Origin of the sequence: Spiroplasma endosymbiont of Lasioglossum malachurum, from assembly GCF_964020065.1 — a bacterium.
Taxonomy (GTDB): Bacteria; Bacillota_I; Bacilli_A; order Mycoplasmatales; family VBWQ01; genus Spiroplasma_E.
This window is the reverse complement of record NZ_OZ026534.1, coordinates 734,536-748,567: the sequence shown is the minus strand read 5'-3', so window position 1 is coordinate 748,567 and position 14,032 is coordinate 734,536. Positions and strand designations below refer to the sequence as shown.

Below are 14,032 nucleotides of genomic sequence, written 5' to 3'. Positions count from 1 at the left end.
ATTACTAAACATTACCTTTTTTAAATATACAAATTTTTTATTTATTATAATTTGGTGCTTCTTTTGTTAGTTCAACATCATGAGGATGTGATTCTCTTAAACCAGCACTTGAAATTTTTACAAATTTAGAATCTTGGATTAAAGATAAAATATTTTTAGCACCAACATAACCCATACCACTTCTAATACCACTAACTAATTGAAAAACAACATCTTGTACTTTTCCTTTAAAAGGAACGCGTGCTTCAATTCCTTCTGGCACTAATTTTTTAATTCCTTTTTGAAAATAACGATCACTACTACCACGTTTCATGGCAACTAATGAACCCATACCAACATAATTTTTATATTTTTTACCATTGACAATAATTTCCTCACCTGGTGATTCTTCTGTTCCAGCTAAAATGCTACCTAACATTACACAATTGCTACCAGCAGCAATTGCTTTTACAATATCACCAGAATATTTAATACCACCATCAGCAATGACAGTTACGTTTTTATTTTTTGCTCAATTATAAACATCATTAATAGCAGTAATTTGTGGCACACCAACTCCTGCTATTATTCTAGTAGTACAAATGCTACCAGGACCAACACCAACTTTAATACAATTTGCGCCAGCTTCATAAAGTGCTTGTGCTCCAGCTGCAGTACAAATATTTCCAGCAATAATATCTAATTTTGGATAAGTTTTACGAATTATTTTAACTGTTTTTAAAATCCCTAAACTATGACCATGTGCTGAATCAACAACTAATACATCAACTTTTGCTTTAACTAATGCCTCAACTCTTGCTAAAGTGTCTTCACCAACACCAACAGCAGCACCAACTCTTAATCGTCCTTGATCATCTTTACAAGCATTTGGATAATCAATAGCTTTATCAATATCTTTTGTTGTAATTAAACCAATCAATTTATTATTTGAACCAACAATTGGTAGTTTTTCAATTTTATTTTTTAACATAACTTGTTTTGCTTGTTCGATTGTTGTTGTTTTATCACAAACAATTAAATTTTTGGTAGTCATAATATTTTTAACTAATGCATTATCATTATCAAGATATTTTAAATCACGATTAGTAACAATTCCAATTAGTTGATTTTCTTCATTTACAACAGGCAATCCAGAAATTCGATAAGTACTCATAATTGATTTTGCTTCACTAATTAAAGTTTGAACACCAATAGTAATTGGATCAGTAATAAAACCTGACTCATTTCTTTTCACTTTTTGTACTTCTAAAGCTTGTTCAGCAATTGATAAATTTTTATGAATAATGCCAATACCACCAACTCTTGCCATGGCAATTGCTAGATCAGATTCAGTAACTGTATCCATAGCAGCAGATAAAATTGGAATATTTAATTCAATTTTATTTGTTAATTTAGTTTTTAAAGAAACTTGATTTGGTAAAACTTCTGAATATCCTGGAACTAATAATACATCATCAAAAGTAATTCCTTCACATATTATTTTTTGATTTAAATCTTTATTCATAGTTTACTCCCATTCTATAGTACCTGGTGGCTTTGATGTAATATCATAAACTACTCTATTAACACCATCTACTTTATTAATAATCTCATTTGCAACTTCATCTAGAAATTCTCATGGTAAATGTGAACTTGTTGCTGTCATAAAGTCAATTGTATTAACACTTCTTAAACTAACAACATAATCATAAGTGCGATTATCACCCATTACGCCCACAGTTTTAACTGGTAGCAAAGTGGCAAATGCTTGTGATACTTGATTATATATATTTTTTTCTTTCAATTTGGTAATAAAAATATGATCAACTTCTTGTAAAATTAAACATTTTTCTTTTGTTACTTCTTCTATAACTCTAACTCCTAAGCCAGGACCAGGGAAAGGATGACGATTAATTAATGTTTCAGGTAATCCAAGTTTTAAACCAATTTCTCTTACTTCATCTTTAAATAAGGTTTTTAATGGTTCTAACAATTTAAATTGTAAATCATCAGGTAAACCACCAACATTATGATGAGTTTTAATTGTTTTTGAACTTGCATGTTTACTTGAAGATTCAATAATATCCGGATAAATTGTTCCTTGTGCTAAAAAATCAGCCGTTTTAAATTTTCTTGCTGCTGTTGTAAATACATCAATAAATTGTTTACCAATAATTTTTCTTTTTTCTTCAGCATTTTTAACACCTTTTAAAGCAGTAAAAAAATGTTTACTTGCATCAATCATTTCAAGATTAAGTTTAAAATTTTGTTTATAAATTTCCATGACATCAATTGCTTCATTTTTTCTCAATAAACCTGTATCAACAAAAATGCAAGTTAACTGTTTACCAATTGCCTTAGAAATAATGGCAGCAGCAACTGAAGAATCAACTCCACCACTTAAACCTAAAATAACTTGTTTATCTTGGACTTTATTTTTAATTTCTGAAATTTGATTACTAATAAAATCATCTAAACTTCAATCTTTTGTACAATTTGCTATTGTAAATAAAAAATTTTCGATTATTCGCTTACCAAATTCTGAATGGGTAACTTCAGCATGAAATTGGATACCATAAATTGGTTTAGTCAAATGTGCAATTGCTGAAATTGAAGAATCAGAATGAGCTATTTGTATAAAATCTTTTGGAATTTTTGTTATATGATCAGCATGACTCATTCATACTTTTGATTGATTAGCAACTTTTTTAAATAATTTATTATTTGGTTGATCAAGATATAAAATTGATTTTCCAAATTCTTGTTCATCTGCCAATTCTACTTTCCCTTTAAAATGATTTGTTAATAATTGCATGCCATAACAAACTCCTAAAATGGCAACTGGTAAATTAAAAATCGCTTGATCAATTTTATAAGCATTTTGTAAATAAACACTTGATGGTCCACCAGATAAAATAATTGCTTTTAAGTTGGGATATGTTTTTATTTTTTGATAACTAATATTAAAAGATAAAACTTCAGTATAAACATTTGCTTCTCTTATTCTTCTTGCTAATAATTGTGTATATTGACTTCCAAAATCTAAAATCAATACTTGTGTATTTATCATTTTTTTTCCTCCAAATATAATAGTAATTAAATCATTTTTTAACAAAAAATAAAATAGATTACAGTAATAATTATTTTATGATAGATTTTAATTTCATTAAAATATAATTAAAAATATTGATATTAATGATAAGAGCATATGAAAAAGAGTAATCATTTATTAATGATTACTCTTAAAAGTTAAAATATAATTTAAAGAAATTAAGTTGTAACTGATCTGGCTTCATTTTCATGAATTTTAATTCGTTCTAATTCTGTTTCGGGTTCATTAAGTAAATATTTTATTGCTTCTTCTTCAGTCATTGGTATGAATTCTTGATCTAATTGATTTTGATAATCTAAATTTGATGCTAAACGCATTTTTAATTTTGGTTGATAATAAATAAAATATCAAATAACAGCAATTACAATAAACATTCAAAACATTAAGAATTCAATAATAACAGCTATTAATACTTCCCCTCTTTTATTAATCATGTCATTAATCATACCATAGTTAAAAACAACAAACTGACTAAGTAAAAATAAACCACAAGCAACAAAAACAATTCATTCTCAAATTTTAATTTTAATTTGTTTACGATAACCCATAACACACGTGGCAGCTAACACAAAAATATATACAGCAATAGTAATGTTAGTAGAAAATCCTAGTACTGTATTAAAATCAAAAGGTGCACCAATTAAATCTGGGATTATTAACATAATAATACAAGCAATAATAGTAATAATTAAATTAGCTGTACTAGCACGCATTGCAATATTTTCTTTATTTAATTTGGCTAATTTTTCGGTAATATATCCTTCTTTGGCTAATGGTTGAATCATACCACCAGAATATAAAGAATTTTGCATAGCACCATTTAATTTCAATGATAAAGTAGAAATAACTAGTACAATCATACCAGTAATACCAGCAATTCCTGATATAACATTATTTGGATTATATTCATTAGTAGCTCCAGATCAACCATTTTGGCCATTTGTACCGTCAATAGTAATGGCACCAAATACTAATACTGATACAGCTAAATAAAAAATAGTTGATAATAATAAAACTATTAAAATACCTTTACCAAAGTTTTTGGTTGGATTTTTAACATTTTTTCCAACAACAATAAAAGTTTCAAAACCAATAAAGAAATAGAAGAAGCCACTAAATGCATTATTAATTTTTGGTAAAGTTAAATTAATGTTTTTTGTTCCTTCAGCCGCTTGTGAAAATGCTAAACCTTTATTAGTTACTACCAAAATAATAGCACAAACAATTAAAAACAAAGCAGAACCTCATTTAATAATACCAGAAATATTAACAAATCAACGAAATCCCTTCATTCCAAAATACATGCAACTAGCAACAGCAGCATAAATAAAAATACCAATACTATCAATCATTAAACTCGATCATCGTTCAGGAACTCAATTAAAAATTGATAATTGATCTAAATTCACTCGAAACATAGAAATAATAGTTACAATAATTGTTGAAGGTAAAGTAATATATTGAATAAAACCAATTATTCATCCTCAAAAACGACCAAAAACTCCACGAACATAAACATAAGCACCACCATTAGTGTCATGATAAACACGACTACATTTAGTAAAAGCAAGTGCAGTTCCCGCAGCAATTAAAGCACATAATAAAATAACTCATAGCATATGTAAACCAACGCCACCATTATTTCAATAATAAATGCCAATTAATGCCATTGGAAATGCAATACCACAAGTATAGTTAAAACCAATTCATATTAATTCATTAAGACTAATTTTTTCATTATTAGCACGAGATGATTTTGCTCAAAATTTTAATTTTTTTAAATTAAACATTCAATTAGTAATTCCTTTCAAAAAATAAATTATTTTTAATTATAACTTAAAAAAAATATTTTTTATCATAAAAATATTTTTATTTTTTAATTATCAAAATTTTATGATATTAGAACAAAAGTAGTTTTAAAGTGATTAGCAAATTGAACAATAAAATATAACAAATTATATTATTATAATTTGTTATGCTGAATTATACTTGTAAGTGCAAGTAAATAAAATTGCAAAAAATTCTCATATAAAAATTTCATAATGCTAAATTTAGTTTAGAAAAAAGTAAGGAGTTTTTATATGAGTTATAAACATCTTGGCATAGATGAAAGGATTTATATTGAGAATCAATTGAAATTTAAATTTAAAATTATTGAAATAGCTAAAAATCTTAATCGAAGTATTAGTACTATTATTCGAGAAATTAATAGAAATAAAGATAATAATCATTATTTTTCATTAATTGCACAAAATAAAGCTGAAAATCAAAAACAATCACATATTAGTTTTCATAAGTTTAAAAATAAGAATTTAGTAAAATATGTACAACAAAAATTACTATTAGGTTGATCACCTGAACAAATTTATGGCAGAATTAAAAATTTTCATAAAGAGTGAGTTATTAGTTTTAAAACAATTTATACTTGAATTTATTTTGGAATGCTTGATAAAGTTACTAGTAAAAATTTAAGAAGAAAAGGTAAAAAACGAAAATCTAAAGAAAATCGTGGCAAGTTTAATGGTAAATCAATTAAAGAACGAGATATAAATGTTAATGATCGTATAACACTTGGTCATTGAGAAGGAGATACTATAGTATCATCAAGAGGCAAAAGCAAATCATGTTTAATAACTTTAGTTGAAAGAGTATCACGATTTACTTTAGCAATATTAGTTAAAAACAGAACTACTAAAGTTATTAATAAAAATGTCAGTTATTATTTATCAATTCTTCCTAAAAACATTGTTAAAACTATTACTTTTGATCGTGGCAAAGAATTTTCAAATTGACAACAACTTGAAAAAAATTTAGATGTAAAAATTTATTTTGCCAATCCATATTCACCTTGACAAAGAGGTACTAATGAAAATACTAATGGTTTAATTAGAGAAAAATTTCCTAAAAAATTTATTTTTTCAAAAACTAATAAAAATAAAGTTCATAAATTTATATTGTCTTTAAATCAAAGACCGAGAAAAATATTAAATTATCTTTCACCAATCGAATATTTGGATAGAAAAATAATTTAGTTGCACTTACCTTTACAATTTAGCTAATAAAAAATTTCTTATAAAAAAATATTTTTTTATAAGAAATTTTTTAACAATACTTAAAAATGTCCAAAAAATAGACATTTTTAATAAAAATAAATTTATACAAATTTTTTAATAGCAATATGATTAGAACTAATAATTCTAATACCACCATGATTTTTATGAAAAGCAACTTGAATTTTATCACCAATTAATTTAGTAATAATACCTTTTCCAAAAATTTCATGAATAATTATATCTCCAACATTTCAATTATTAGTTATTTCAACCTTATCTTTATTATCAGCTTTATAGTAATTAAATTTAGAATGATTACGATTTTGATAAGTTGCTGCCATTTCTTGGTGTTCGTTATTAATGATTTTTAAATATTTAAGATCTAAATCTTTTAAGAAACGAGATGGTTGTTTCATACGATCCAAGATATATGAATATCCACTGGCACTAGATAAAAATAATCATTTTTTTGCCCTAGTAATTGAAACATAAAAAAGTCGTCGTTCTTCTTCAATTTTATCTAAGTTTTCTATACTAAATTTACCTATTCCAGGTAAAATACCTTCATTAATGCCAACTATAAAAACAACATCAAATTCTAGACCTTTAGCACTGTGAATTGTCATTAAGTTAACGGCTTTATTAGTACTATTTTCATCTAAATCAGTATATAAACTTACTTCTTGTAAAAATGACGTTAATAATTCTTCGCCTTGTAATTCATTATTACTACTATCATATTCAAGCAATTGTTCTAATAATTGTTGAACATTTTCAATTCTTTCTTTTTCAAGATTATCTTCTAGTTTTTTTAAATAATTAGTTTTATTTAATAAATTTTCAACCATGTTATATAAAGAGGTAACATCTTTGATATTAGTTTGCATCTCATTAATTAAATTAATTAAAGGTTGTAAATGTTGACGATAATTTTTTGGTAATCCATACTGAAATTTAAATAAGTATTCATTTAAAGTTAGTAATTGTTCATTAGCAAGTAATAATAAGTTATCAATAGTTTTTGGTCCAATTTTAGGTGTTGCATTTAAAATTCTAATCATTGATATATTATCATTTCAAACAATAATTTTTAAATATGCCAAAATGTCTTTAATCTCTTTACGTTCAAAAAATTTATAACCACCAAAAATTTTATAATTTATATTATTATTAATCAAAGCTTGTTCTAAATCTTTTGATAAATAATTATTACGATAAAGAATAGCAATTTTATTCAAATCTAAATGATATTTTAAATGAATTTTTTTAACAGTTGTTGCAACTCAATGTGCTTCTTGATCACTACTACTAGCATGATACATAACAATATCATTACCAAGATCATTTTTAGTAAACAGTTCTTTTTCAATACGTTGAACATTATTTTTAATTAAACTATTAGCTGTATTTAAAATCTTAGTTGTTGAACGATAATTTTGATTTAAAATAAATGTTTGTGTATTAGAAAATTGTTTAGTAAAATTCAATATTAAATTAATATTTGCTCCTCTTCAACTATAAATAGTTTGATCAGGATCACCAACTACAGTAATATTTTTATGATTTTTAGCAAGTGATAATAAAATATTATATTGAATATCATTAGTGTCTTGAAATTCATCAACTAAAATAAAATCAAATTTCTTTTCTCATTTTGTTAAAATATGTGGAAATTCTTTAAATAGACGTTCAACTAATAATAATAAATCATCAAAATCTAAACATGAATTAATAAATTGATATTTTTTATACGATTCAAAAACTTTGATACGTAAAATTCACTCATCTTGATTTTGATAATCAGCTAATAATTGATCTTGAGAAAGATAATTATTTTTTCAGTTAGAAATATTAGAACTTAATAATCTTAACTCCTGCAATTCAGCTTTATGTGAAAATTCTTTTTGAAAAATATCTTTTAATATTTTTCATTGATCTTCTTGATCAATAATATTAAAATTATTATTAATATTTAAATGATGAATATCTCTTCTTAATATTTTGGCACATAATGCATGATAAGTAACAATATTAACATTAATGTTAGTATCATTTAAAAGTTGCATTATTCGTTCTTTCATTTCACGTGCTGCTTTATTAGTAAAAGTTAATGCCAATATTTTTTCACTAGCAATTTTAATTACATTAATTAAGTAAGCAATCTTATATGTTATAACCCGCGTCTTTCCAACTCCAGCCCCCGCAATAATACGACATGGGCCATCAACATTAATAATTGCTTGTAGTTGTTGTTCATTTAGATTTTCTAAAAGTTTTGTTTTATCCATGTTATTTATCCTTAAGTTAGTAAGAGTATATACTATTAAAGACTATTTATATTTTCTAATTCGTCATCATTAATATTTCCTGGTTGAGAATAAACTAAATGAATATGTGGATCATTAACGTTAGTTGATATCTTCCTTTTATTAGTTGCAAGTGGTTTCTTGTTAATGACAAAAGTTTTATGATAACGATCAAAGAATAGCTGATGATATTTATCAATTTTAGTGATGATCATAATCCCACAATACCAAGCAAAATCAAAACTAACTACAGAACGAATAAGAATATTTAATCAAGAATTTAAAGTACTATTACTATTAATAGTAGCAATGTTTTCATTAAAAGTCAATTTCATAAAAAGAATTATTGAAGTGGTTAATAATAGAGGAATAAAAACTAAAAATAGTTCACGATAAAAAAAATGTTTTAACTTTAAATCTTGATTTTTTTCATTTACTAATCTTATTTGAAAAATTAATTTTCCCAAAGTTTGACCCTTACATTTTCATGGGATAATAACAAAATATATAATGACAACAATTATATTAATAATAAAAATAATTATTAATTGTCATGATTCTTGATTACCTTTATTATCTAAATAATGGATTGCTAATCCAATTATTAATGGGATTAAACTAACAAAAATCACGTCAAAAATACGTGCAATAATACGTTTTCATGTTTTAACTATTATATATGTTTCGGTTGTATCTAATTTTTTAATATTCATTTTTTTACTCTCAATATTTTGAATCATCTCTAATATTATTATCTTTAAAATATTTCTTAAAATAAGTACTTAGATCAGGAGCATAAGTGGTAAATTTATCATTTGGATTAATAGTATTAAAATAAGAATTTTTTTTAAAATTTTTAAATTTAAATTCAATAATTTCTTTGACACGATTATATGTTTTTTCAATTAATGCAGGTTTTTTAGAAATACTAATAAATCTTAAAAGAGTATATAGATAGTATCTAACAAAAGCATATTCCAACTCTTCATATAAAACTTTTTTAATTTTATAATTATTATAATAGTTTAAAATATGTATTCATTGATGCATTAGTTCAAAAATATTATCATTTTCCAATGTGTTATTTTTAGACGTTAATAATGTTTCATTAATTGCATAATATGTTTTACAATGTGCTAAAAATGAGTATAAAAATAAACTATCAAATTGGATTTCTTTACGAAATTGTAAATTATATTCATTAATAATACTAACTTTCATGATTTTTGTTGTTAAAACTGGTGTTGTTAAAGCAAAGACTATTTTTCCTTGTGTTGTATTTAAATTATATATTTTATTAACTTCAGTTCTAATTGTTGAATGAAAAACATTATTTATATCAAATTCATAACAAACACAATATTCAATACAATCTAAATCCTTATTATTATCTAAAATTTTATTAACTGTTTCAACAAAATTAACGCTAAGAATTTCAGTTGGATTTAAAATAACTACATATTGTCCGGAAATATATTTAAGGCCAAGATTACGACTAATGGCAATACCTGATACTTGATAATTAGTAATCATTTTTAAATTTTGTGGATATAATTTAAAATATTTACTAAATATCTCCAAATTTTCATTGTTAATGCCATCATCAACAACAACAACTTCAAAATTAGTTTTTTTATTTACAAAAATCTTTGCTAAAAAAGAATCTAAGTGCTCGGATTCAAATGAAGTTGTATATAAAATAAAACTTAGTAGCATAATAAATATTTCCTCTCTTTTATAAATAATTATAACACTTCTTTAACAATTTTAAGTGAAGGTTTATCAACATTTATTTTTTATTTTTTTGATTACTATTTTTAAGTTTATTTTTAGATACTAAAGTAGGTTTTTCTATATTATCTGTTTCTTTAATAACTTTAACAGTCATATTTTTATGATCAAAAATAGTTTTTAAATTACCTTCAATAATAACAGTTTCAGTATTATTAGGTTTAATAACGTTTCGTTTTGCGGGCTTGCTAACTTTTTTCTTTTTTTGTCCTTTTAATATTTCTGCTCTTAATAAAGCACGTGTTTTTCTAATTTCAAATTTTTCAAATTTAAAAAGAAATGATTTAATAAACTTTTTATACGAATTAACAAAATATCGAAGTCTTTTCTTGCTTCGAGCATGATTATCATATTTTAATAAAATACAAACATAGTTTAATTCATTTCTTGCTTCTGATTCAATTAATAAATTAAAAAAACTGTGATAATTATGACTTAAGTTATATGGTTGACCAGATATTGGGCTTTTATAAGGAGTAAAACCTAGATTACCAGTAGTTTTATAATACTTAAAATCAGCAACTCGTGTTGTCATTTGTCCCTTAGGATGCTCTGGTGATTTAATTTCTGATATTTTAAAAATATTATTTGTATCAAATTCTAAAAAATAGCAATATACCTTATGAACAAAGTTACCTGCAGTTTTAAAAGCAATATATAAATCTACTTTTGCTTCATAATTTAAATTATCAAAAATACTAACGTATGGTTGATAAAAATCATATTTTTTATCAATAATTTCTCATCCTTGTTTTTTAATAGTAAGTTCAATCTCATCAGCACAAATATTTGGATTTAAAATAATTTTCTTCATTTTCTACTCCTAACTCTAATATTTTCTAAGTCTATTTTATCAAATTATATATAAAGTGTGGTCTAAGAAAATTTTTCACTTTGATTAATAATTAAAGTACTTTTATTTTTACTATTAAACAACTAACAATACATCATAAAATTATCTTTAAACTATATGAATATATCATATATTTCTACACATATTAAAGTTATTCTTTTTTAAAAACTTTTAGCAAAAATTATATTAAACTTTATTTATTACTTTTTCTAAAATAATATAGAAATGATGAATATATTATTAATAAATAAATAAAATACTAGAAAACTATATATTAATTAAATCGTTGTAGTCTTATTATAAATTTAGACAAGAAATAATTTGGATTTTTATGAAATTGTAAATTTATCTTACTACTAATTTAAAAATATTACAATTAAAATACTCAATTTTATAAATTATAAAAACATTTTAATAATTTAATGCTGAATTATACTTGTAAGTGCAAGTAAATAAAATTACAAAAAATTCTCATATAAAAATTTCATAATGCTAAATTTAGTTTAGAAAAAAGTAAGGAGTTTTTATATGAGTTATAAACATCTTGGCATAGATGAAAGGATTTATATTGAGAATCAATTGAAATTTAAATTTAAAATTAGTGAAATAGCTAAAAATCTTAATCGAAGTATTAGTACTATTATTCAAGAAAAAGAATTTAGTAAAATATGTACAACAAAAATTACTATTAGGTTGATCACCTGAACAAATTTATGGCAGAATTAAAAATTTTCATAAAGAGTGAGTTATTAGTTTTAAAACAATTTATACTTGAATTTATTTTGGAATGCTTGATAAAGTTACTAGTAAAAATTTAAGAAGAAAAGGTAAAAAACGAAAATCTAAAGAAAATCGTGGCAAGTTTAATGGTAAATCAATTAAAGAACGAGATATAAATGTTAATGATCGTATAACACTTGGTCATTGAGAAGGAGATACTATAGTATCATCAAGAGGCAAAAGCAAATCATGTTTAATAACTTTAGTTGAAAGAGTATCACGATTTACTTTAGCAATATTAGTTAAAAACAGAACTACTAAAGTTATTAATAAAAATGTCAGTTATTATTTATCAATTCTTCCTAAAAACATTGTTAAAACTATTACTTTTGATCGTGACAAAGAATTTTCAAATTGACAACAACTTGAAAAAAATTTAGATGTAAAAATTTATTTTGCCAATCCATATTGACCTTGACAAAGAGGTACTAATGAAAATACTAATGGTTTAATTAGAGAAAAATTTCCTAAAAAATTTATTTTTTCAAAAACTAATAAAAATGAAGTTCATAAATTTATATTGTCTTTAAATCAAAGACCGAGAAAAATATTAAATTATCTTTCACCAATCGAATATTTGGATAGAAAAATAATTTAGTTGCACTTACCTTTACAATTTAGCATAAGAGAAAATGCAATTTTAGAAAAAAAAACTAAGAAATGTAAGTTTTGATGATTCTGGTATTGATTTAGATGAAGAAGTTAGTCCTTTTGACGCAAATAAAGTGAATAAAAATGAACCATTAGCATCATCAAGTACAGCTTCTGAAAAGAAATTAGTTGCATAATTTAAATAAAAAACACTTTCAAGGGTGTTTTTTAGGTAATGTTTAGTAATCTGTGTAACTTACAAAAATAACTATGTTTAATTAATTCTAGTAAATATAATTAAATGACTAGAAAGAGTGAGTTACAGATGGCTAAAAAAGATAACTTTAATAATAATGATCCAATATCAAAAGCAGTAGATTTATTATTAGAAAATACTGAGGATTTAACAACAGTTTTTAAAGAAGGGGGTTTATATAAAGAATTAACAAAACGTTTAGTTGAAAAAATGTTGAATTCTGAGATGCAAAATTATTTAGGATATGAAAAAAATCAACATAGTAATAGTGACAATGCTCGTAATGGTATAAGTTCAAAAAAATTAATAACTCAACAAGGTAAAATTGAGATTGATGTACCACGAGATCGTAATAGTAATTTTACTCCTGTAATAGTACCAAAAAGACAGAGAAGATTTGATGGTTTTGATCAACAAGTTCTTTCCTTATATGCAAAAGGTATGACATTATCAGATATTAGAATGCAGTTACAAGAGTTATATCATGGTGCTGATATTAGTGAAAGTGTTATTAGTCAAATTACTGATGATGTGATTGATGATGTCAAAGCATGACAAAATAGACCATTAGAAGGCATTTATCCCATTGTTTATTTTGATTGTATAGTAGTTAAAGTACGACAAGATAAACGCATTATTAACAAATCAGTTTATATAGCTTTAGGTGTTGATTTAGAAGGTAAAAAAGATGTTTTAGGTTTATGAATTAGTGAAAATGAAGGCGCTAAATTTTGATTAGCAAATTTCATAGAAATGAAAAATCGTGGCTTAAATGATATTCTTATTGCTTGTAGTGACAACTTAACAGGCATGTCAGAAGCAATACAATCAGTTTATCCTAAAATTGAACATCAATTATGTATAGTTCATCAAATCAGAAATAGTTTAAAATATGTTTCATACAAACATCGAAAATCACTAGTTACAGATTTAAAGCCAATTTATAATGCATGTAGTGAAGAACAAGCAATGCAAGCTTTAGAATCATTTGAAAGTAAATGAAATAAACACTATCCTCAAATTGCTAAATCTTGATATAAAAATTGAGATAATTTAATGATTTTTATTAGTTATCCTCCAAAAATCAAAAGAGTGATTTATACTACAAATTCTATTGAATCTGTTAATAGTCAACTACGAAAAGTCATCAGAAATAAAAAAGTTTTTCCAAATGATATGGCAGTTTTCAAAATATTTTACTTAGCAATTGAAAATATAACAAAAAAATGAACAATGCCCATTCAAAATTGAAATACAGCAATTGCTCATTTTATGATAAAATTTGAAGACAGAATTAATCTGAACTAGTAC

Annotated in this window: 11 protein-coding genes; 4 read left to right on the top strand and 7 right to left on the bottom strand. The window is 24.1% G+C overall.

Annotation, left to right across the window (positions count from 1 at the left end; all coding sequences use genetic code 4):
- Window positions 1–37: 37 nt before the first annotated feature.
- The 3 genes from guaB to AACK95_RS04215 all read right to left on the bottom strand — a co-directional run bounded on the left by guaB (window position 38) and on the right by AACK95_RS04215 (window position 4,881).
- The gene (guaB, locus tag AACK95_RS04225; RefSeq protein WP_338979514.1) at window positions 38–1,504 is read right to left on the bottom strand and encodes an IMP dehydrogenase; all 1,467 of its coding nucleotides are present in this window, start codon (window positions 1,502–1,504) and stop codon (window positions 38–40) included.
- 3 nt (window positions 1,505–1,507) lie between these two features.
- Window positions 1,508–3,049 carry a glutamine-hydrolyzing GMP synthase gene (gene guaA, locus AACK95_RS04220; protein ID WP_338979512.1) on the bottom strand — a complete coding sequence of 514 codons (1,542 nt, stop codon included), beginning with the start codon at window positions 3,047–3,049 and terminating at the stop codon, window positions 1,508–1,510.
- A gap of 200 nt (window positions 3,050–3,249) precedes the next feature.
- A complete protein-coding gene (locus tag AACK95_RS04215) occupies window positions 3,250–4,881 on the bottom strand; it encodes an APC family permease (protein WP_338979510.1) in 1,632 nt (543 codons plus the stop codon).
- A gap of 291 nt (window positions 4,882–5,172) precedes the next feature.
- Here AACK95_RS04215 and AACK95_RS04210 point away from each other — a divergent pair, with 291 nt between their 5' ends.
- Window positions 5,173–6,123, top strand: coding sequence for an IS30 family transposase (locus AACK95_RS04210; protein ID WP_338979508.1), 951 nt, complete (start codon window positions 5,173–5,175; stop codon window positions 6,121–6,123).
- Window positions 6,124–6,245: 122 nt separating this feature from the next.
- Here the strand turns inward: AACK95_RS04210 and AACK95_RS04205 are convergent, their stop codons facing one another.
- The 4 genes from AACK95_RS04205 to AACK95_RS04190 form a co-directional block, all read right to left on the bottom strand.
- Window positions 6,246–8,432 (bottom strand): ATP-dependent helicase, encoded by a 2,187-nt coding sequence (locus tag AACK95_RS04205; RefSeq protein WP_338979507.1) that lies wholly within the window; start codon window positions 8,430–8,432, stop codon window positions 6,246–6,248.
- A gap of 35 nt (window positions 8,433–8,467) precedes the next feature.
- Entirely contained in the window at window positions 8,468–9,163 is a 696-nt protein-coding gene (locus tag AACK95_RS04200) for an RDD family protein (protein WP_338979506.1), read from the bottom strand.
- Window positions 9,164–9,167: 4 nt separating this feature from the next.
- Entirely contained in the window at window positions 9,168–10,166 is a 999-nt protein-coding gene (locus AACK95_RS04195) for a glycosyltransferase family 2 protein (RefSeq protein ID WP_338979504.1), read from the bottom strand.
- A gap of 73 nt (window positions 10,167–10,239) precedes the next feature.
- Complete coding sequence (locus AACK95_RS04190) at window positions 10,240–11,055, bottom strand: hypothetical protein (protein WP_338979502.1); 816 nt, start codon at window positions 11,053–11,055, stop codon at window positions 10,240–10,242.
- A gap of 567 nt (window positions 11,056–11,622) precedes the next feature.
- On the opposite strand from AACK95_RS04190, the gene AACK95_RS04185 reads away from it, so the two are divergent.
- The 3 genes from AACK95_RS04185 (at window position 11,623) to AACK95_RS04175 (ending at window position 14,029) form a co-directional block, all read left to right on the top strand.
- On the top strand, window positions 11,623–11,820 hold the full coding sequence (locus AACK95_RS04185; RefSeq protein WP_338979500.1) for a helix-turn-helix domain-containing protein: 198 nt from the start codon (window positions 11,623–11,625) through the stop codon (window positions 11,818–11,820).
- Window positions 11,726–12,472, top strand: coding sequence for an IS30 family transposase (locus AACK95_RS04180; protein WP_338981010.1), 747 nt, complete (start codon window positions 11,726–11,728; stop codon window positions 12,470–12,472). The genes AACK95_RS04185 and AACK95_RS04180 overlap by 95 nt, the downstream gene beginning before the upstream one ends.
- 318 nt (window positions 12,473–12,790) lie before the next feature.
- The gene (locus AACK95_RS04175) at window positions 12,791–14,029 is read left to right on the top strand and encodes an IS256 family transposase (protein ID WP_338981008.1); all 1,239 of its coding nucleotides are present in this window, start codon (window positions 12,791–12,793) and stop codon (window positions 14,027–14,029) included.
- Window positions 14,030–14,032 lie beyond the last annotated feature (3 nt).